Source organism: Janthinobacterium lyxosi (assembly GCF_051380665.1).
In the GTDB taxonomy this organism is placed as follows: Bacteria; Pseudomonadota; Gammaproteobacteria; order Burkholderiales; family Burkholderiaceae_D; genus Janthinobacterium.
Map to the genome: position 1 here is coordinate 39,776 of NZ_JBNYXM010000008.1, position 20,395 is coordinate 60,170.

A 20,395-nucleotide genomic window follows, 5' to 3' on the forward strand; every position below is an offset into this window, starting at 1 on the left:
ATCCATGTATCGATTTGTAATAAAGAAAGGCGGATTTTGCGCCAGCTTTTGCCTGGCGCTGTCAGGGGGATGTTTTGCCTGATTTTGCTTGGAAAAGCAGCGCTTTTACTCACTTTTCATCAAGCTGTCGCGCAACTGGTTCAGCTGTTGTTTCATGTCCACAACCTGTTCCACGCTGCAGTGGCTGGCCGTCAGTATGGCTTCGGGCAACAGAGCCGCTTCGTGGCGCAGCTGGTCGCCCTGTTCCTTGAGGGAAATGATGACCTGGCGCTCGTCGCTGGCGGCGCGTGTGCGCGTCAACAGGCCCGCTTGCTCCATGCGCTTGAGCAGGGGCGTCAGGGTGGCCGAGTCGAGGAACAGGCGCTCGCCCACTTCCGATACCGTCAAGCCGTCGCGCTCCCACAGCACCATCATCACCAGGTATTGCGAATAGGTCAGGCCGAGTTTGCGCAGCAGCTTGCGGTACAGCTTGTTCATGGCAAGCGAGGTCGAGTACAGCGCAAAGCACAGCTGGCTGTCCAGGCGCGGCACCTGGTGCAAGGGGTTGGGGGCGGTGGTGGTATCCATGGGCACAGTATATATAGTGCGCTACTTAATGACAAGCGTGGCTGGCCTGCGCCAGGGCCCCGGACCGGCTGGCCCGGGGCATGGGGAGCGGTCGTGGCGTACTACTGCGCGTACCGCGCGCGCAGCAGATTGAGCATGGCGACGTTCTGTTCCCAGGCATCCGTCACCGGTTGCTGCGTCCAGGGCAGGGTTTGCGTGTATGGTGCGGGGCCGAATTCCGGCGTGAATGTCATGCGCTCGGCGCCGGCTGCGCGGCGCAGGGCGACGATGGCATCCCACCACGCCAGGTGGGCGTCGAGCGCCTGCTTCGCTTCCGGCGCGCGGAAGTCGGCCACCTGCGGCCCCTGCGCATGGCCCACGCGCGCATGCACGTGGCGCACCAGCGGCAGTACTTGCGCCAGGGTTTGCGGCTGGTCTTCCAGCAGGGATTCGCAGGCGCAGCACCAGTGCGACAGGTCGGCCGTCAAGGGCAAATCCGGGTACTGCGCCAAATAGGGCAGCAGCAGCATCGGGTGGCCGCTGAAGCGGCTGCGGTGGAGCTCATGCACGATGGGCACGCCGTGCTTAGCCGAGATGGCGGCGGCCAGGTCGAGCAGCTCTGCGTTCTGCGCCTGGCTGTAGTAATCCTTGCCCGTGTGTGTGTTGACCAGCACGGGACGCGCCAGGCAGGCGTTTTCCAGCAATTCCGCCAGAGCGGCGCGGTGCATGGTGAAATCGCGGTGGAACACGGTTTCCCACTGCGCGGCGATCAATTCCAGGCCTGCTTGCGCGATGCGGTCCGTCCATTCCTCGCGCAGGGCCGCGTCCAGCGGCAGCGACATTTCGATGCCGTCGAAACCGGCCGCCAGCACCTTGTCGATGAAGACATCGGGCGCCAGGTGGTTATTGCCCCAGTGGGCGGCGAAAACCTGGATGCGCATCAGACGAAGCCCCGCACGGGGAACGCCGCGTCGCGCTGGATCCAGTTGTGGGCTGCGTACTCGGTCTGGCCATCGGTGGCGTGCAAAGTATACGCGTGGCGCGAGACGGGCGAGCGGTTCGGCGCGCTGTAATGGGGCAGCAAGCCGTGGAAGCAGACGAGGGCGCCCGCCTTGACTTCCAGTGGTACGGCCGTGCTGTCGTCGGGCCACGGCATGGCATCGAGTTTTTCCACGCGCACGGCGTCGCCGTTGCGGATGAAGCGCTCGCGCAGGGGGCCGCGGTGGCCGCCCGGTTCCGCCCACAGGCAGCCGTTGTCCAGTGTTGCGTCTTCCAGCGCGAACCAGAAGGTGGTCACGCTGATGGGCGTGGTTTCAAAATACGTGGCGTCCTGGTGCCAGCGCACTTCGCCGCCGATGCCGGGCTGCTTGAAAATGTACATTGATTGCCAGACCTGGGCGTCTGCCAGGCCCAGGTCGCGCGCCACTTCGGCCAGTTTCGGGTCGCTGGAAAAGCTGCGGAAGACGGGGTCCAGGTCGTGCATGGCGTGGCCGATCTTGTTGATCGACAGGGACTTGGCCTGCTTTAACTGTCCATCCGCGCCGAACGCCTCTTCCTCGAAGAAGCAGCGGATGGTGTTGTCGGAGGCGAGAAAATAATCGTTGGTGTTTTTTGCCTGGTCGCGCGTGGTGAAGATGGACTGGCTGACGCTGGGATCGAATTCGTTGACAATCTGCTCGGCGCGCGCGCGCAAGGCGGCGATTTCGTCCGCACCCTTGAAATCGGGCAGGATGATGTAGCCGTCGCGTTGGTATTGTTCTTGTTGAGATTGATTCAGCATGGCGGCGGCTCCGGAGGTCAATGGAAAGCGCCATTGTAGGATGGGCGAGGGCGGCAAACAATCGCCCTGCAGTTGACAGATTGTCGCTAAAACGAAGACAATCTTTGACATGGATCAACTAAAAGCGATGGAAATCTTTGTCGAAGTGGCGCGCCAGCGCAGCTTTACGCTGGCCGGGCAGCGCCTGGGCCTGACGCGGGCCATGGTCAGCAAGACCATCATGCAGCTGGAAGAGCGCCTGCATGCGCGGCTGCTGCACCGCTCCACGCGCGAAGTGAGCCTGACGGATGCGGGCCGCGCCTACCTGGCGCCGTGCATGGCCACCGTCAGCCAGGCGCAGGAGGCGGCGCGCATGGTGGCGCACGTGGCGCAGGCGGGAGCGGGGGCGGAGCTGGCCGGGCCGCTGCGCATCCAGGCGCCATCGAGTTTCGGCAGCGCGTGGCTGGCCGATGCCGTCGCCCGTTTCAGCCTGCTGCACCCGCAGGTGCGGGCCGAGTTGTTTGTCGACGATGCTCTGCTCGACCCGATACGCCACGGTTTTGATTTGACGATACGGGTCGGCGGCATCCCGGACAGCAGCGCGCTGGCCATGCGCCCGCTGGCGCCGTGCCGCGCCGTGCTGTGCGCCAGCCCCGCCTACCTGGCGCAATGGGGCGTGCCGCAGACGCCGCAAGACTTGTTGCAGCATCAGTGCCTGCATTTCAGCCACCTGACCGATGGCACGAACTGGCATTTCCAGCGGGGAGAAGGGGAGCAGCGCGAGGAGGTGAGCGTGCGCGTGCAGGCGGGCTTCACGGCGAATAACGGGCTGGTGCTGCACCAGGCGGCGCAGCGGGGACTCGGCATCGTCTACAGCACCACCTTCCTCGCCTGGTGCAAGCTGCTCGATGGCAGCCTGCTGCCCGTGCTGTCCGACTGGGACCTGCCGTTGAACCACCTGAGCGCCCTGTATCCGGCCAGTCGCCAGCCATCGCTCAAGGTGCGTGCGCTGATCGATTTCCTGGTGGCCGAATACCAGCCCGTGCCGCCGTGGGACCGCGAGCTGGAGGCGGCGGGATTCTTCAGATGAGTGTCAAGTGAAGGCGACGGGTTCCACGGTCCACGCGCCATCCGCATACACGCGCTCGTCGTCCAGATAAACGGCTTCGGTGACGGCGAAGATGTCGACGTGGTAGCGCGCATCCTTGCGCTTGAATTGCGGCTTGGCGTACACGCCATGCTTGGCGCCCAGTGACAGATGGATGCCGCACATGCGTTCATACGTGCCGATGTCGTTGACCAGCTGTTCGCGCGAAAAGGCGCGGTTCATGCCGAAGCCCAGTTCGCGCACCCACACATCGCCTTCATGGGCGCGGATGATCTCCAGCATGGCGGTAAATTCCGGCGTGGCGTGCTCGGTGCCCGTCACACGGCCCTTCTCGATGATCAGGGTGATCGGCGTGTCGGGGCGGTTGACCATGAAGTGCGTGTCGCCAAAGACGAAGATGCGCACGCGCCCGTTCACCGCTTCCAGGTCCTGCGCTTCCGTAAACACTTCGCCCAGGGGGAACTGGCCGCCGATATTGTTCATGCCGGCGTAGTCGCCGATATTCAGCTTGGCCGATTCGAACGGCGAAGCGAACACCAGCTGCTCGCCGCCGCTGTCGAGCATGCCGTGGCGGGCGCCGTCGATGCGCGCCTTCAGCGCATGGCCGACGCCGCGATAGTAGGCCGGGTCGTAGGCCAGCGAGGCAATGTAATGCAATCCCTGAACGCCGGGCATGCGCGACAAATGCACGTGTTCGATCACTTTCAAGCCCCGCTTGAACAGCTCGATGCGGATGCGGAACGCTTCCAGGCGGAAGCTGGTCGACTGGATCAGCACGACGAGGCTGCCGGCGGGCAGTTCGGCAAACGCGGCCAGCACGGCGTCGGGCGTGACATCGTCGAAATCGATGAAGCTCGCGTCCGGTAAGGCCTGGCGATAGGCTTCCGTCAACACGACGTTGAGCCAGCTGCGCTTGTCGCAGACGATCAGGGCCGGTTCGTCCGGGCGGTGACAGATGGCCATGGCCAGCAGGTCGGCCACGTTTTGCGCGGCCACTTCGGTGGCGGCGGCGCTGATGGCATCGAGCCGGCTGGTGTCATTTTCGGGAAGCGTCATGGTGCGGATTTCGTCTGGCGTATGGTAAGCCAGGCATTATAAGGCGATTGCCGGGCGTGTCGTCGATACCGCGCCGTTTCAGGCTTGCTTCTGTGGCAAGGATGCTCAAGCCCCACCGGGGAAGGCCGATTATCTTGTGTAGTGCCGTATGGCAATGTATTATTTGTAAAACAGGCCAGATACACGAGTGGCATGCGGCGCGTACGCATGGCCTCTTGTGCAATGTGATGCAGGACGACACCCATCCTGATGAGGATGGTGCAATGAATAGACTTCGACGAGTGTGATGCGATGAGTGTGATTGGACAAGATATTCCGATGGAACGGCCCGATGCGGATGGTCGCGCGGCCCTGCTTGTGCCCATCGCAAGCATCAAGGAAGATGTGCTGTTGACGATACGCAGGGGCGCAGCCATCGTCGGCTTTGCCAACCACGACCGTACCGTCACCGTGTATTTTGAAAGCAACCGTTTCGACGATCCCGCGCTGGCGAAGTGGGAACACAAGGCGCGCAAGGCCTATGATCGCCTGATCGATAATGCCCCCACCGTATCGAAGCTGACCACCAGCCCCGCCAATTTCGAGCAAATCGGCTATATCAATGGCAAGGGCATCACCATCCGCCATATGGATAGCCTGAAACGCTGGCTGACGTATTCGGAGGCGATGCAGACTTGTCCCGAGAGTGAGATTATTCCCCGCACTGTTATCGCCAAAGCCGAAAGCGTCAAAGTCTGATCGCTGCTGAAAAATGTCCAGGGCGTTGTTGCCTGTGCCTCGCCGTACTAACGTACTGTCTTCGGCGTGGCGCCTAGCCCTGGGCATTTTTCAGGCGTTCATGGCATGCGGACGATTGGCCAGGGCGTTGTTGCTTTGCCTCGCCGTACTGGCGTACTGTCTTCGGCGTGGCGCCTAGCCTTGGGTATTTTTCAGGCGTTCATGGCATGCGGACGATTGGCCAGGGCGTTGTTGCTTTGCCTTGCTGTACTGGCTGAGGGTACCCTCCCTACACCACGATAATATTCGCCTGCGCCTGGAGCGGGCAGGGCTGGTCGTCTTCGACGATCGGCCGGCCTGGCGTCGTCTCCCCTCCCAGCGCCAGGTCGTCGTGCCGTTTTTGCTGTCGCGTAAGGTAATATTGCAACAAGGCGCAGCCGGGATCTGGCGACAGCATTGGCCGCTGCGCTTGCCAAGAGGAATGACGATATGAACCAGCAAGACGTGCGCAGGGCGACGGGGCGCAGCCAGGAAAAGGTTGGAATGTGCTTGAAAAAGTGAATGAACGTTGTATTAACGCCGCTTGCGGCCGGGAATTGCTGCTGCGCGTGGCTTGTTGTCCATTTTGCGGCACGCGCCAGGCGGCCGAACCCATTGTTTTGCAGAAAGTAGTGCCGCCGCCGGTGCCGCGCATGCCGCCGCCGGTGCCCGTCGCCCCGCCCATTCCCGTGCCGCCGCCCGCGCCTCAGTCCGCTCCCGCTCCCCAGCCCGTGCCGCCGCCGGTTCCCGCGCCAGCCAAGGCGCCGCCCGCGAAACCGGCCGCCAGGGGGTCGGTGCCGCCACCGCGTCCGCCCGTGCGCTTGCGCACCTGGATCGCGGCGGCAGTGGTGCTGACCGGTATCTGGTTCTTCAACAAGCCCGCCGACAAGCCGGCCAGCGTGGCGGAACAGGTCGAGGCCGCTACCGCGCTGGCGGCGCAGTGCGACCTGGACGGGGCGCGCAGCGCGCTGGCCGTGCTGAAAAGCGCCAAGGCGCCCGCCGCGCACATCAAACGCTTGCAGGCGAGCATCACCAAGTCTGCCGCTACTTGCGACGGGCAACAGCAGCGGGCACAGGCGTGGACGGCGCTGCAAGACAGCGTCAGCCAGGCGCTCGATGCGGGCAAGCCGGATCTGGCCGCCACGCGCCTGGCCATCTACGTGAAACGCTGGGGCGACGATCCCGACAGCCTGGAACTCGACGCCAAGGTGAAAGTGGCGCAAGCCAGCGCCCAGCTCGACGCGGCCGACGCCTGCCTGGCCAGGTCGGACCGCGTCTGCCTGGAAAGCAGCCTGATCGCCGCCGAGCGCTACAAGCGACCGGAACTGGCGGCGCGCACGCAGGCACTGCGTACGGCCTTGTCGCAACTGCTCGAGCGTTCGTTGCTGGACGCGGCGCCGGGACAATAACCTGGCGCCAACAGGTAAAGCGCCCGCCGCGGCCAAGCCGGGCGGGCGTCGCGTTGCCGTTTGAATCGATGCTTACTCTTGTGGCACCAGCGCCAGCGCCGCGCTGAAGTCGCCCATCGGCTTGCCGCCATTGGCTACCAGCGCCTTGTCGCGCGTGTTCAAGCCGTCGAGCACGGGTAGCGCAAAGCGGTGCGTGATGGCGCGCAGGATCGATGCCGAATCGTATTGCGTATGGTCAACCAAGCCCTTTTTCACGTACGGCGAGACGAGGACGGTCGGCACGCGCGTGCCCGGACCCCAGCGGTCACCCTTCGGCGGCGCAGCGTGGTCGTAGAAGCCGCCGTTTTCATCGTAGGTGACGATGATCAGCATGTTTTTCCATTGCGGACTCTTTTTCAGCTGGGAGATGACGCTGGCGATATGCGCGTCGCCGTCGGCCACGCTGGCGTAGCCCGCATGCTGGTTCAAATTGCCCTGCGGCTTGTAGAAGGCCACGGGCGGCAGCTTGCCGACGCCCGCGTCGGCCAGGAACTGGCTGTCGAAGTCGCGCAGGTGGGCGGCGCGGTAGGCGGGCGCCTTCACCGGGTCCATATTCGCAAAGTAATTGAACGGCTGGTGATGGAACTGGAAGTTCGGCGGATTCGGGAAGCTGCCGGCGCGCGCGCTGGCCGTGGCCAGGGCCATCGTATCCTTCCAGGCGCCCGCATACCAGGCCCAGTCGATGTTTTTGCCAGAGAGCAGGTCGCCGATATTCGTCTGCGTCTGCTGCGGCAGGGTGTTGGCCTTGCCGGTGTCCGCATACAGCTTGCTGCTGTCGCCGGACGCGGGGGCGTTGCTGCTGGGCTGGAATGGCGGCTGCATGGTATTGACGGCGTAGAACATGCCCGTGCTGTCGGCCGGCGTCAGCGCGCCGTCGTTGGCATAGGCGGGCGCGCCGTTCAGGACCGTGCCTGGCGCCGTGGCGGACGGTGTCAGGCGCAGGAAGTTGCCGTTGGCATCGACGTCGATCTTCGCGATCGATCCTTTTGCCACCGAGGTATCGGCATTCGGATAGGTGGGTGCGCAGGCGCAGATCAGGTACTGGTGCGTGAGGAAGGAGCCGCCGAAGGCGCCGATGAACAGATTGTCGGCCAGCGCATATTGTTTGGCGATGTCCCACAGCTGCATCTTGCTGCCGTCGTAATAGCCCATGGACAGGCCGCCCGCATCGGAATAGGCGGCGAACTTGTCGTTGGCGCCGCCGTTGATCTGCATCTGGTTGTTGTAGAAACGGTGCACCAGGTCGCGCGTGATCACCGATTGCGGCAGGTACAGGGGGCTGCTGGCGTCATCGATCTGGAACGGTTTGTTCGGCAAGTTGGCCGACTGCGCCTGGGTGATGACGCTGCCCTGGCCGGCCGCCGTCATGCCGCCCCAAGTGGGCGGCAGCACGGGCAGGGTGCTGCCGTCGATGTCTTTTTGCGGCACATAGGCGGTGCTGGAGGTGGGGTTGACGCCCGGTACGCCGTTCGCGCCCGGGAACAGGCCGTACAGATTGTCGAAGCCGCGGTTTTCCGCGTAGATGACGACGATGGTCTGGATGTTGTTCAGCGCCAGTGCGCCGTTCAGGGCGGCCAGCGCGTCGGCGGGCGCCGCCTGTGTGCTGGCGCTGGCGATCAAGGCCGTCACGCTGGCGTTTTCCGCCTTCAGTTTCGCCAGCTCGTCGCCGCTGGCCTTGTTGAAGTCGGACGCCAGGCCCGCTTCCGACACGCCCAGGCGCGCCGCCAGCTTGCTGCTGGCGGCCGTAAAGTCGCCGCCGTTGCCGTCCATGATTTGCGCCAGTTCCGTCGACAGGGCGCTGACGAAGGTGCTGTGCCCGACGGGTGCGCGCAGCAGCAGTTTTTGCGTGACCTTGGCGCCCGCGTCGCCGATGGTTTCATGGCGGATGGCGTCCGTGCCGATGGTCACGAGCACGGCGCCCTGGCCGTCGAGTGTGTAGCTGCCGTTGGCCGCCGTGCGCACGGCGGCCGAGCCGCTGTCGCACGTCAGTTTGGCGGTGGCGCTTTCCAGGCACACCTGGGCGTTTTCATAGTAGCTGCCGATCACCTGACCCGTGGTGCTGGGCGTGATCGCATAGTTGCTGCCGCAGGCGGCCAGGCCCAGCGACAGTAACAACGGCAAGGGCCGTAAAGAGGGTTTTGCGTGCAAGTTCATGTTCATGCCTTCTGGGTGGAAAACGTCGCATGCTAGGCAGGCAATATGTCAGCTCTGTGACATGTCAGCGCCTGTTACATGACGTAATGTACGGACTTGATACATTAGGTTTTGCAGGGTTTTGTCACGCAGTTGTCACATGCCGTTGCTACGCTGCCAGCCCATGATGAAAACGATTCCTCCCCTGCTGCTGGCCATCTGCGTGCTTTCCGCCTGCCAGCCCGCGCCGCCGAAAGACGCCCAGGCCGCGTCCGTGCCCGCCTACCTGGCCGGGGCCTACGCGCCCACCCTGAAACGCCAGCCTTCGGTGGCGGCAATAACGGCCATGGGCCGCGCCATGTTTTTCGAGGCTAGCCTGTCCGTGTCGGGGAAGATGTCATGCGCCAGTTGCCACAGTCCCGAACACGCGTATGGTCCGCCGAACGCGCTGGCGGTGCAGCTGGGCGGCCCGGAACTGAAGGACGCGGGCACGCGTGCCGCGCCCTCGCTGCGCTACCTCCAGAACGCGCCCGCATTTACCGAACATTTTCATGATGACGATGGCGACGACAGCGTCGACGCGGGCCCCACGGGCGGGCGCAACTGGGACGGTCGCGCCCAGTCCGGCCACGAACAGGCGTTGGCGCCCTTGCTGTCGCCGCGCGAGATGGGCAACCGCGATGCGGCCGCCGTCGTCGCCAAACTGCAGGCCGGCCCCCTGGCGGCGCAGTTTCGCCAGACGTATGGCGCGGATATCTTCGAGCAGCCGGGCCAGGCCTTGCGCTGGGCGCTGATGTCGCTGGAAGTGTTCCAGGAAAGCCCGTTGGACTTCTATCCGTACACCAGCAAGTACGACGCCGTGCTGCGCAAGCAGGCCAGCTTGACGCCGCAGGAAGCGCGCGGCCTGGCCCTGTTCAACGCTGAAGCCAAGGGCAATTGCGCGTCCTGCCATATCAGTCAGGTGACTTCCGGCGGCGTCTTTCCCCAATTTACGGACTATGGCTTGATCAATATCGGCGTGCCGCGCAACGGCAAGTTGCCGGCGAATGCCGACCCGGCGTTCTTTGACCAGGGATTGTGTGGTCCGGATCGCACCGACTTGAGAGAGCACAAGGAATACTGCGGCAGTTTCAAGACGCCGTCCCTGCGCAACGTCGCCCTGCGCAAGGTGTTTTTCCACAACGGCAGCTTTGACAGCCTGGAGCAGGTGTTGCGTTTTTATGTGCGGCGCGACACGGCGCCGCAAAAATGGTATCCGAAAGATAAGAGTGGCAAGGTGCGCAAATACGACGACCTGCCGCCCGGCTTGGCGGCGAACGTGAACGTGGAAGCGCCGTTCGATCGCCAGCCGGGCCAGGCGCCCGCCCTGAACGAAGGAGAGATCGCCGACGTGATCGCCTTCCTGCGCACGCTGACGGATGGCTATCAGGCGCCCCATCCGGCGCAGGGAAAACATGGTTGAAAAATATCAAGATACCATTGCTTACAACTACGCCACAAAAGCCTGTTTTTATGTGCGTTAGCGCACGCTAGAAAATTTTAGGCAGGTGTATATTGCGAACTGATCTGTGTCTTTTGATAACAATGAAAGGGAATATCATGAAAGTAAGCAAAAATTGGATGACCGTATGCGCCGCCGGGATGATGGTCGTGGCACTGGCTGCCTGCCAGAAGAAGGATGATGTCGCTGCCGGTCCTGCTGAACAAGCGGGCCAGAAGATCGATGCGGCCGCTGCCAAGGCTGAAGCCGACATCAAGGCCGCCGCTACCAAAGCCGACGCCGCCGTGAGCCAGGCCGCTGCCGATACGGGCGCCAAGATGGACCAAGTCGCCGCTGACGCCGACAAGAAAATGAGCGAAGCGGCCGATGCCGTCGGCAAGAAAGTGGAAAAAGCCGGCGAAAAGATGCAGGACGCCGCGCACAAGTAATCGCGCCAGGGCCGGCCAGCGCCGGCCCGGTCCCCGCAGCTGTCGTCAGGTGATGGCGGTTGCGGCCACGCCATCGCTGGCGTCAGCTTGCCTGCGATGCGCCGCCGTCGCTGTATCAGCACCGTCCATACCGTCCGTTCCCCCCAGCACCACGCTCAAATCGACAAAACCGTCGCGCCACGCGCGTTCCAGGTCTTGCTCCACCGCTTCCAGGGTGGTTCTTTCCACCTGCTGAAAACCGCGCAAGCCATACGCCCGGTTGCGCCCGTGCGCCTTGGCCAGGTACAACGCCATGTCGATGAGGTTGACGCTGCGTTCCCACGTGAGCGGCCGTCCCAGCGGCGCCAGTGGATAGGGCGCAAAGCCAACGGACACGTGCACCTGGATGGCCTGTCCCTGGTAGTGGATGACCTGTGCCGCCATGCCATTGAGGATGCGTCGCGCGATATCGTCGAGCCCGTCGCGCGCGACGGCAGGCAGGAAGGCGAGGAATTCCTCGCCGCCCCAGCGCACGATCATGTCTGTTTCGCGCAACACGTCGTGCAGCGTTTCAGCGATCGTCGTCAACACCAGGTCGCCCGCCGCATGGCCGTAACGGTCGTTGATGTGCTTGAAATGGTCGACATCGAGCAGGAACAGCGCGCCCACGACATCGGCGCCGCCGTAGGCCGGTAGCGGCTTGCCCGCATGGTTGCGCATGAATTCCTGGAAGTGGCGGCGGTTATACAGGGCCGTCAGCGGGTCGCGCGAGCTCTGGCGCTTGAGTTCCTGGTTCTTGACTTTCAGCTGCACGTTCGCGTGGCGCACCTTGCGGTACAGCAAGCCGACGATGACGGACGCCATGGCCAGTACCAGCGCCAGCAGCCACCACACGCGCTGCTGCAGGCGGCGGTTGTCGATCTCGGTACTCTTGAGCTGATTCTCGCGGCTCAAGAGTTCGATCTGGCGCTGTTTCTTCTCCGCCTCATACTTTTCCTGTAATTCATACACGGCCTTTTGCCGTTGCTTCTCGAACAGCTGGTTGGAAATGCCCCGTTCGCGGTGGTACGCCGTGACGGCGCCGCGCATGTCACCCGCCTTTTCCAGCGCCATGCCGTATTCCAGCAGCACGGCCTGCATGTCCGGCTGGTTGGCCGTGCGCTCGTAGTAGGCCAGGCCCGTGGCCACGCTTTGCTTGCCTTCCTGCAGGCGTCCCTGGCCGATCAGCGCCTGGCCGATGTTCAGGCGTGCCGTCGCCTCCACCTGTTCATTGTTGACCAGGCGCCCCGCCGTGATGGCTTCATTCGCATAGCGCAGGGTGCGCGCGTAGTCGTTTTCCTTCAGATAGCTGTCCGACAGATTGACGAGGGTAACGGCGACCATGCCGCGGGCGCCCAGCTGGCGTTCCAGCGCCAGGGCCGCCAGCAGGGCGCGCTGGCCCCGTTGCGGCTGCTGCGCGTCGAGCGCCAGCCCGTACTCCGTATTCTTCGCCTGCGCCATGCGGCCCGGTGATGCCAGGGTGGCCGAGACGACGAGCAGCTCATCGAGCACTTCGAAGCCCTTGTCGTATTCGCGCATCTGCGTGTACAGCAGGGTGAGGGCATTCAGGGCGGCGGCCAGGTTGGAGGGGGAATTGCTCTGGCGCGCCAGGTCCACGGCCGCTTGCAGCTTGGCCAGCGCGAACGGAAAATTGCCTTCCTCAGCCCACGACTGGCCCGCGCTGATGGTGGCCTGCACGCGCACGGGCAGGTCCTCCGTGCGGTTGGCGATCTTTTCCGCTTCGAAGGCCAGCAGGTGCGAGGCGCGGCGTTCGTTCAGGGCAAACGTGATGTAGGCCTTGCTGAGCATGCCTTTCGCCAACGCCACGTCGCTCTTGTTCAAGCGGGCGTAGGCGATCAACTCATCGGCAAGCTGCATGGCGAGGTCGTTCTGCCCCAGGCGCATGCGGACGGTGCTCAGTTGGGTAAGGAATTCCGCGCGCACTGGCAGGGGTGCGCTGCGCGCCTGCGTTTCCACTTCTTGCAGGCGCTGCAGGGCGCGCGCGGGCACGAAACGGCCATCCTCGCGCACGGCGGCAATATGCTGCTCAAGGTTGCTGACCTGGGCATGGGTGGCGGGCGGCAGCAAGCAGGCCAATACCAGCAGCCAATGCGCCTTTCGCCATGATGCCCGTCTCTGTCTGCCTGCCAACGTCCCGCCCCCGAATGACCCACTGTCTGCAACAGATTATATTCTGTTGCAATCAAGAAATATCATGCGGGGCGCAGAAATGTGCGAAAGTGCACACTGCAGGCATTGACAGGATGTCATTATTGCGCCAGCTGCTGCAGCAGATACAGGCGCTGGTACAGGCCGCCTTCGATCTGCATCAAGGCGTCGTGCGGTCCTGCTTCCGTGACGCGGCCATGGTTGAGCACGATGATCCGCTCGGCGTCGCGGATGGTCGACAAGCGGTGGGCGATGGCGATGATGGTGACCTTGCCACGCAATTCGTTGAGGGCCAGCTGCACGATCTGCTCCGTCTGGCTATCGATGCGCGAGGTCGCTTCGTCGAGCAGCAAAATGCGCGGCTGGCCGGCCAGCGCGCGGGCAATCGCGATCAGCTGCTTTTGTCCTGATGACAGGCGCGAGCCGCCTTCGCCCAGCGGCGTGTCGTAGCCGTGTTCCAGCGCGGCGATGAAGTCGTGCGCATGCGCGGCGCGCGCGGCTGTCTCGATCTGCGCCTGCGTGTAGCCGCGGCCCATGTCGATGTTTTCGCGCGCCGAGGCGGCCAGCAGGAAAGGGTCTTGCGGCACCAGGCCCACGTCGGCGCGGAAGTGCTCGTTGTCGATGCTGTCGAGGGCGACGCCATTGATGGCGATGCTGCCCTGCTCGACGGGATAAAAGCGCAGCAGCAAGGAGAGCAAAGTCGACTTGCCGCTGCCTGTGTGGCCGACGATGCCAAAGAAGGCACCTTGCGGGATGGTCAGCGACAGGTCGTGCAGCACGGGCTGGTTTTCCACGTAGGCGAAGGTCAGGTTCTTGATGTCGACGGCGGGCAGGTCGATGTCCGTTTTCGCATGCCGCAGGGCCGGTGCTTCCCTTCCCTGTGCATGTTCCAGCGCCTGCGCTTCGTCCAGCAGGGCCGAGACGCGCGCCGTGGCCACCACCGACTGCTGCAACTGGCTGAATTGCATGGTGATCTGGATCAGCGGCTCGATCACGCGCGCGATATAGCTGATGAACGCATACAGCACGCCTACTTCCAGGGCGCCCATCTCGCGCCGGCCGAAGCTGAAGATGACGACGGCCAGCAGCACGATGTTGAGCATGTCGAGCGCGGGGCGCAGCAGCCAGGCGTTGGCGCGCAATTCCTGCATGCGCGCCGTGTAGTGGTCCTGGTTGATGCCCGTGAAGCGCGCGCCGAAGCGCTTTTCCGCGTTATTCGCCTGCAGCACGCTCATGCCGCCTATCGATTCGGCGATCTGCCCATTGATTTCGCTGCGCAGGGCGCGCGCGCGCGTGACGGCCGGCGCGCTCCAGCGTTGGTACAGGAAGACGATGACCAGCACGGCCGGCAGCAGGGCCAGCACGATCAGCATCAAGCGCCAGTCGAGGAAGGCCATGGCGGCCATGGTGCCGACCAGCACGATGGAGCTGTCGAGGATGACGAACAGCACCTGCACGTACAGCGATTTCACCGCTTCCGTGTCGTTGGTGACGCGGCTGACCAGCTGCCCCGTGATGGCGCGGTCAAAGAACGCCATGGGCAGGCGCAGCACGTGCTGGTAGACGGTTTCGCGCAGGCGCTGCACCGAGCGCATGGCCAGGCCGGACAGGCGCACCAGTTGCAAATAGCGCAGGCCGGAAGCGACCCAGCCCGTTAGCAGGCAGCCGCCCAGCAGCAAGGACATGCGCGTCCAGTCCAGGTTGCGCGGCAGCAGATGCTGGTCGATCAGGGCCTTGCCCAATATCGGCCCCGTCACTTCCAGCGCGGCGGCGAGGATCAGCCAGAACGTGGCCCAGTACAAATGGCGCAGGTCGGGCGCGGCGGCGCGGCGCAGCAGGCCGATCGCTTGCGCGGCCTGGCGCCGCACGGATGGCGTGGCGGCGTTGGCTTGGTCGGTCTTAGATGGCATCGAGGCTGGCCTCCAGTTGTTGATAGCGCCACTGGCTGGCATACCAGCCGTCGCGCTGCATCAGCGCGTCGTGGTTGCCCGTTTCCGTCACGTGGCCGTCGCGCAGCACCAGGATCAGGTCCGCGTTGACGACGGCGCTCAGGCGGTGGCTGGCGATGATGGCGCTGCGCTCGGGACGCTTGCGGCGCAGTTCTTCCAGGTGCTGCAGGATGCGCGTTTCCGTGCCCGTATCGACGGCGGACAAAGCATCGTCCAGCAGCAGCAAGCCGTTGTCGGCCAAGAGGGCCCGGGCAATCGCCACGCGCTGGCGCTGGCCGCCGGACAGGGTGATGCCTTTCTCGCCCACGTGGGTTTGATAGCCGTCGGGGAATTGCAAAATATCGGCATGGATGTCGGCCAGCTGCGCCGCCCGTTCCACCTCCTCGCGCGTGGCGCCGGGGCGGGCCAGGGCGATATTGTCGGCGATGGTGGCGGAGAACAGGAATGATTCCTGCGGCACCCAGCTGATGGCCGCGCGCAGCGCATGCAGGGTGTAGGCGTCGAGCGGCTGGCCATTCCACGTGGCCGTACCCGATTGCGGCGTGACCTGGCGCAGCAGCACGCGCAGCAGGGTCGACTTGCCGCTGCCCGTGGGGCCGACCAGGCCCAGGGTCTGGCCCGGTTGCAAACGCAGCGAAATGCCGGACAGCGCTGGCGCCATCTGGCCCGCGTAGGCAAAGCCGATGTCCGTCAGTTGCAGGGGGCCGGGCGTGAGCGTGGCGATGCTGCCATGGTCGTCGATGGCCAGCGGCGCGTCGAGCATCGGCTGCAAGCGCTGCCAGGCGGCGCGGCCCCGTTCGATCAGCGAGAGTACCCAGCCGGCGGCGAACATGGGCCAGATCAGCTGGCCCAGGTACATGGAAAAGCTCGTCAGCGCGCCGATGGTCAATTGATCGTGCCACACCAGGTAGCCGCCCAGGCCCAGGGTCAGCGCCGTGGCGGCCGTCAGGGTCAGGCCGACGGCCGGTTCATACGCCGCTTCCCAGCGCTGCGCCGTCAGGCTGGCGTTGGCCGCGTGGCCGGCCAGGATGGAGAACTGCTTGCTGCTGCGCTCTTCCAGGCCCAGCGCGCGCAGGGTGCGCACGCCCGACAGCGATTCCTGCACATGGTCGTTCAGCGCAGAAAAGCGCTTCAATGAATCCGTCGACGCCGTGTGGATATGGCTGGAGATGCGCCAGAAGGCCAGTCCCATCAGCGGGAAGGGCAAGAGGGCGATGCAGGCCAGGCGCCAGTCCACGCCCAGCAGCATGATGCCCAGCACCATCAGCAAGGTCAAGGTGCCGTCGAAGCCGGCCAGCATGGCTTCGCCGGCGGCCATTTCGATGGCGTCGATGTCGTTCGTCGCCAGCGCCATCAGGTCGCCCGTGCGCTGGTTCTGGTAAAACGACGCGCCCTGCTGCGACATGCGCGTGTAGAAGCGCGTGCGCAGCATCACGCCCAGCTGGTAGGCGGCCTTGAACAGGGTGATGCGCCAGCCCACGCGCAGGAAGTAGATGACGACGCCCACGGCGAGCAGGGTCAGTAGCTCAAGCCACAGTTCGGCAGCCGTCATGCGGTGCGCGGCCAGTGCGTCGATGATGGCCCCCACGCGGCGCGGGATCCAGACGGTCAGTGTTGCCACGCCTGTCAGCATGACGGCGGCGGCGGCATACGCCGGCCAATGCTGACGCACGAAGCCGGCGATGAGCCTCGATAAACTCATGGTTACCTTTTGTTTTTAGTAATGGGGTGTCGCGGGGCGGAAGGACGGGCACGCGGACTGAAAGTACGCGTAGGATACAACAAGGCGGAAAACTGCGCTGTGGACGGGGACGCAAAAAACGGGCCGTAGCCCGTTGTGTTGCTGCGCCAGCTTGCTGCGCGAGGCTTACTTGCGGCCGCTGCCTTTGCTGCCGCCCAGCATGTCGAGCTGTTTCGATGGCGTGCCCTTGGGCGCTACCTTGGCTGCCGGCTTGGCGGCTGGCGCTGGGGCGTGCTTCACGGCAACTTTAGCCACGGTCTTGCCGGCGGCGCTGGCCGGTTTGGCGACTGATTTGCTGGAAGGAAATGGCTTGGCGGCAGGCTTGGCCGGTGCTGGCGCGGCGGCTTTCGCTGGCGCAGCGGCGGTGGCGGGTGCAGGTGCTGGCTTGACCGCTTCCGGCTTGGCCGCTGGCTTGGCTTCGACTGCTTTCACGGCGGGCTTGTCGGCGATCTTCTCGGCAACCTTTGCCGGTGCTGCCACTGGCTTGGCTGCGGGTGCAGCAACAGCGACGGGGGCGGGCGCTGCCTTGGCGGCAGGCTTGAGCACTTCGGCCGGCTTCGCGGCAACGGCGGTAGGTGCCGCTGCTGGCGCTGCAGGTGCAGGTGCGGCAGCAGGTGCGACCACGGCCAGTGCTGGCCTGACCGCTGCCGGGGCGGTTGCGACGGCCGGGGCGGCCGCATCGAGGCGCGCTTTGGCCGAGGCCAGCAATTCCGCCTGGGTGCTCGAGGCGATGCCGAACAGCTGGCGGCTGTATGCCAGCACGCTCTCGATATTCGGCTGCGCCTGGCTGGTGCTGTAGCTGAAGAAGTCGCGCGGATCCTGCGTTGCCAGCAGGTGCTGCGCCGTTTCCGCCGTGTGCGACAGGGCAGCCTTGCCTGCGTTCAGGTTCAGGGCGATGATTTTCTCGGCGCTTTCGAAGACTTTGCTGGTCAGGGTGTTGAAGATTTGCAGCTGGTTTTCCAGTTGCGACTTGGCGGCGCTGGAAATTTGTTCTGGAAGCGGAAACATATTTACTCCTTTGTACGGATTAAAATGCTGGCAAAACGCTCTGCAAAATCCCGAAAACCAGAGTTGGCCGCGTTTTGTAAAGTGGGTAGCGTGCTGAACAGCTGATCATGGACTGATTATGATGCAACGCAATATGAATATTCTAGCGGTGATTCGAGTTAGTTGAAAGTTATTTTCTCAAGGGCGTGCGCCGCGTGCCTGGCGCGCACTTGCTGCATTCATGCGCCTGGCAGCATTTGCGGGAAGTTTGCGCACGCGCAAGGTGTTGTCAGCGAATCTATGGCTATGCTTTTGCCAGTGACTGCATTCGTGCACTGCAGCATGCCGGGATGGAATGTATTAAATAGCAATTAATTTGAAGCGCCAGGCACCGTAGTCAACCGAAGGAGTGTCCGCATGGACCTTGTCATCCGCAATGCCAGCTTGCCCGATGGGCGCCGTGCCATCGATATCGCCATCGAGGACGGCCGCATCGCCGCCGTCGGCCCCGCCTTGCCCGTGACGGGCGCGCAAGAGATCGACGCCGCCGGCGACCTCGTCACGCCGCCGTTTGTCGATGCGCACTTCCACATGGACGCCACGCTCAGCTATGGCTTGCCGCGCGTCAACGCGTCCGGCACCCTGCTCGAAGGCATCGCCTTGTGGGGCGAACTGAAGCCGCAGCTGACGCAGGACACGCTGGTGCAACGCGCCCTGCAGTATTGCGACTGGGCCGTGGCGCGCGGCTTGCTGGCCATCCGCTCGCACGTGGATATCTGCGACCCGCGCCTGCTGGCCGTCGAAGCGCTGCTCGACGTCAAGCGCCAGGTGGCGCCCTACCTCGACCTGCAACTGGTGGCCTTTCCGCAGGATGGCATCCTGCGTAGTCCCGGCGCCTTCGACAATCTGAAGCGCGCGATTGCCATGGGCGTGGACGTGGTGGGCGGCATCCCCCATTTCGAGCGCACCATGGCCGATGGCGCCGAATCCGTGCGCCTGCTGTGCGAATTTGCCTGCGAGCGTGGCCTGATGGTCGACATGCATTGCGACGAGTCGGACGACCCGCTGTCGCGCCATATCGAAACCCTGGCCTTCCACAGCCAGCGCCTTGGCATGCAGGGCAGGGTGACGGGTTCGCACCTGACGTCCATGCATTCGATGGACAATTATTATGTGAGCAAGCTTTTGCCCCTGATCCGCGAGGCGGGCGTGGCGGCCATTGCCAACCCCCTCATCAACATTACCTTGCAGGCGCGCCACGATACGTATCCGAAGCGGCGCGGCATGACGCGCGTGCCCGAGATGCTGGCCGCCGGCATCCCCGTCGCCTTTGGCCACGACTGCGTGATGGACCCGTGGTACAGCCTTGGTTCGGGCGATATGCTGGAAGTGGCGCACATGGGCTTGCACGTGGCGCAGATGACGGGCCAGCAAGCCATGCACGAGTGCTTTTTGGCCGTGACGGAAACGCCGGCGCGCATCCTGGGCCTCGATGGCTATGGTATCGCGCCCGGCTGCCATGCGGACTTGCTGATCCTCGATTGCGGCTCCACGGTGGAAGCGCTGCGCCTGCGCGCCGCGCGGCGCTTGGTGCTGCGGCGCGGGAAAGTCGTCAGCGAGGCGCCGCGCGCCAGTGCGCGCCTGCACCTGCCGGGCCGGCCCGAGACGGTCAATTTCTGCCTGGGGCGCTGATACAATCTGGCATAACTTGTTATCGGGAGCACCGCCTTGAAAGAAATTGATATCCGCCCGGCCAATGAAGCCGACTTCGACGCCATGTGGGTCATCTTCCAGGTCCTGGTGGCCGCTGGCGACACCTATACCTTCCCCGCCGATACCTCGCGCGAAGAGTGCCACGCCTACTGGTTCGGCCGTGGCGTGCAAAGCTATGTCGCCGTGATGGGCAGCGAGCGCCTGCTGGGCATGTACAAGCTGGTGGCGAACCAGCCGGGCCACGGCGCGCACGTGGCCAATGCCTCGTTCATGGTCGATCCGGCCGCGCAGGGCGTGGGCGTGGGCCGCCTGCTGGGCGTGCACTGCATGGAAGAAGCGCGCCGCGTCGGCTACCTGGCGATGCAGTTCAACTTCGTCGTCAGCACCAACCTGGCCGCCGTCACCTTGTGGAAAAAGCTGGGCTTTAGCGTCGTCGCCACCCTGCCGCTGGCCTACCGCCACGCGCAGCTCGGCTATGTCGACGCCTACGTGATGTACCAGCTGCTGACCGATCCGATGCAGTGGCCGGCATGAGCGGCGCCATGACAGAGTCGATGACGGTCATCGAGACACCCCGGCTGCGGCTGCGCACCGTCACGCCCGGCGATGCGGCGTTCTACCTGGCGCTGGTCAACGAGCCATCATGGATCGCCAATATCGGCCAGCGCCATCTGCATACCGTGGAAGCGGCCCGCGCGGCCCTGGAGACGGGAGCGATGGCGCAGTTTCGCCAGCATGGCTATTCCTTCTGCATCGTCGAGCGGCGCAGCGACGGCATCGCCATCGGCATTTGCGGTCTGATACTGCGCGCCAGCCTGCCCGGTCCCGACATCGGCTACGCCCTGCTGCCCGCTTACTGGGGCCAGGGCTATGCCCATGAGGCGGCCGCCGCCGTCATGCGCCATGCGCAGCACGTGCTGCGCCTGCCCACCGTGTACGGCATCACTTCGCAGCAGAACCAGACGTCGATCAAGCTGCTCAACAAGCTGGGACTGCGTTTCGAGCGTTTTGCGCGCCTGCCGCCGGACGGCAAGGACACGAATGTCTACCGCTGCGACTTCCGTCAGCATGGTTGAACGCGCT

General features: G+C 64.3%; 18 protein-coding genes. 8 read left to right on the forward strand and 10 right to left on the reverse strand.

Features of this window, described 5'->3' with window-relative positions; translation table 11 throughout:
- Positions 1-105 precede the first annotated feature (105 nt).
- The 3 genes from ACQ4WP_RS10040 to ACQ4WP_RS10050 all read right to left on the reverse strand — a co-directional run bounded on the left by ACQ4WP_RS10040 (position 106) and on the right by ACQ4WP_RS10050 (position 2,326).
- A complete protein-coding gene (locus tag ACQ4WP_RS10040) occupies positions 106-567 on the reverse strand; it encodes a MarR family winged helix-turn-helix transcriptional regulator (RefSeq protein ID WP_436520169.1) in 462 nt (153 codons plus the stop codon).
- Between the two features lie 101 nt (positions 568-668).
- Positions 669-1,487, reverse strand: coding sequence for a sugar phosphate isomerase/epimerase family protein (locus ACQ4WP_RS10045; RefSeq protein WP_436520171.1), 819 nt, complete (start codon positions 1,485-1,487; stop codon positions 669-671).
- On the reverse strand, positions 1,487-2,326 hold the full coding sequence (locus ACQ4WP_RS10050; RefSeq protein ID WP_436520173.1) for a phytanoyl-CoA dioxygenase family protein: 840 nt from the start codon (positions 2,324-2,326) through the stop codon (positions 1,487-1,489). The genes ACQ4WP_RS10045 and ACQ4WP_RS10050 overlap by 1 nt, the downstream gene beginning before the upstream one ends.
- Before the next feature lie 109 nt (positions 2,327-2,435).
- Between ACQ4WP_RS10050 and ACQ4WP_RS10055 the strand changes: the two genes are divergently transcribed.
- Positions 2,436-3,395, forward strand: a complete 960-nt coding sequence (locus ACQ4WP_RS10055) for a LysR family transcriptional regulator (RefSeq protein ID WP_436520175.1) — start codon at positions 2,436-2,438, stop codon at positions 3,393-3,395.
- A gap of 3 nt (positions 3,396-3,398) precedes the next feature.
- Here ACQ4WP_RS10055 and ACQ4WP_RS10060 read toward each other — a convergent pair whose 3' ends face one another.
- Positions 3,399-4,469 (reverse strand): M29 family metallopeptidase, encoded by a 1,071-nt coding sequence (locus ACQ4WP_RS10060; RefSeq protein ID WP_436520177.1) that lies wholly within the window; start codon positions 4,467-4,469, stop codon positions 3,399-3,401.
- 291 nt (positions 4,470-4,760) lie between these two features.
- Here ACQ4WP_RS10060 and ACQ4WP_RS10065 point away from each other — a divergent pair, with 291 nt between their 5' ends.
- A complete protein-coding gene (locus ACQ4WP_RS10065) occupies positions 4,761-5,207 on the forward strand; it encodes a hypothetical protein (RefSeq protein WP_436520179.1) in 447 nt (148 codons plus the stop codon).
- A 268-nt stretch (positions 5,208-5,475) separates the two neighbouring features.
- On the opposite strand, the gene ACQ4WP_RS10070 is transcribed toward ACQ4WP_RS10065, so the two are convergent.
- Entirely contained in the window at positions 5,476-5,880 is a 405-nt protein-coding gene (locus ACQ4WP_RS10070) for a hypothetical protein (RefSeq protein ID WP_436520181.1), read from the reverse strand.
- On the opposite strand from ACQ4WP_RS10070, the gene ACQ4WP_RS10075 reads away from it, so the two are divergent.
- Positions 5,879-6,634, forward strand: a complete 756-nt coding sequence (locus tag ACQ4WP_RS10075) for a hypothetical protein (RefSeq protein WP_436520183.1) — start codon at positions 5,879-5,881, stop codon at positions 6,632-6,634. The two genes, ACQ4WP_RS10070 and ACQ4WP_RS10075, sit on opposite strands and share 2 nt — an antisense overlap.
- A gap of 72 nt (positions 6,635-6,706) precedes the next feature.
- Here the strand turns inward: ACQ4WP_RS10075 and acpA are convergent, their stop codons facing one another.
- Positions 6,707-8,827: an acid phosphatase gene (gene acpA / locus ACQ4WP_RS10080; RefSeq protein ID WP_436520185.1), complete on the reverse strand. Its 2,121-nt coding sequence runs from the start codon at positions 8,825-8,827 to the stop codon at positions 6,707-6,709.
- 139 nt (positions 8,828-8,966) lie between these two features.
- Between acpA and ACQ4WP_RS10085 the strand changes: the two genes are divergently transcribed.
- Both ACQ4WP_RS10085 and ACQ4WP_RS10090 read left to right on the forward strand, forming a co-directional pair.
- Complete coding sequence (locus ACQ4WP_RS10085) at positions 8,967-10,268, forward strand: cytochrome-c peroxidase (protein ID WP_436520187.1); 1,302 nt, start codon at positions 8,967-8,969, stop codon at positions 10,266-10,268.
- Positions 10,269-10,405: 137 nt separating this feature from the next.
- Entirely contained in the window at positions 10,406-10,735 is a 330-nt protein-coding gene (locus ACQ4WP_RS10090) for a hypothetical protein (RefSeq protein ID WP_035821678.1), read from the forward strand.
- Positions 10,736-10,780: 45 nt separating this feature from the next.
- Here the strand turns inward: ACQ4WP_RS10090 and ACQ4WP_RS10095 are convergent, their stop codons facing one another.
- The 4 genes from ACQ4WP_RS10095 to ACQ4WP_RS10110 form a co-directional block, all read right to left on the reverse strand.
- Positions 10,781-12,850: a sensor domain-containing diguanylate cyclase gene (locus tag ACQ4WP_RS10095; protein WP_436520189.1), complete on the reverse strand. Its 2,070-nt coding sequence runs from the start codon at positions 12,848-12,850 to the stop codon at positions 10,781-10,783.
- Positions 12,851-13,023: 173 nt separating this feature from the next.
- Positions 13,024-14,832, reverse strand: a complete 1,809-nt coding sequence (locus tag ACQ4WP_RS10100; RefSeq protein WP_436520191.1) for an ABC transporter ATP-binding protein — start codon at positions 14,830-14,832, stop codon at positions 13,024-13,026.
- Positions 14,822-16,573, reverse strand: a complete 1,752-nt coding sequence (locus tag ACQ4WP_RS10105) for an ABC transporter ATP-binding protein (protein WP_436520193.1) — start codon at positions 16,571-16,573, stop codon at positions 14,822-14,824. The genes ACQ4WP_RS10100 and ACQ4WP_RS10105 overlap by 11 nt, the downstream gene beginning before the upstream one ends.
- A gap of 165 nt (positions 16,574-16,738) precedes the next feature.
- The gene (locus tag ACQ4WP_RS10110; RefSeq protein WP_436520194.1) at positions 16,739-17,620 is read right to left on the reverse strand and encodes a phasin family protein; all 882 of its coding nucleotides are present in this window, start codon (positions 17,618-17,620) and stop codon (positions 16,739-16,741) included.
- 396 nt (positions 17,621-18,016) lie between these two features.
- Here ACQ4WP_RS10110 and ACQ4WP_RS10115 point away from each other — a divergent pair, with 396 nt between their 5' ends.
- Genes ACQ4WP_RS10115 through ACQ4WP_RS10125 form a run of 3 tightly spaced genes read left to right on the forward strand, consistent with a single transcriptional unit; the run spans position 18,017 to position 20,388 of the window.
- A complete protein-coding gene (locus ACQ4WP_RS10115; RefSeq protein ID WP_436520196.1) occupies positions 18,017-19,291 on the forward strand; it encodes an amidohydrolase family protein in 1,275 nt (424 codons plus the stop codon).
- A gap of 36 nt (positions 19,292-19,327) precedes the next feature.
- On the forward strand, positions 19,328-19,846 hold the full coding sequence (locus ACQ4WP_RS10120) for a GNAT family N-acetyltransferase (protein ID WP_436520198.1): 519 nt from the start codon (positions 19,328-19,330) through the stop codon (positions 19,844-19,846).
- A gap of 8 nt (positions 19,847-19,854) precedes the next feature.
- On the forward strand, positions 19,855-20,388 hold the full coding sequence (locus tag ACQ4WP_RS10125; protein ID WP_436520200.1) for a GNAT family N-acetyltransferase: 534 nt from the start codon (positions 19,855-19,857) through the stop codon (positions 20,386-20,388).
- Positions 20,389-20,395 lie beyond the last annotated feature (7 nt).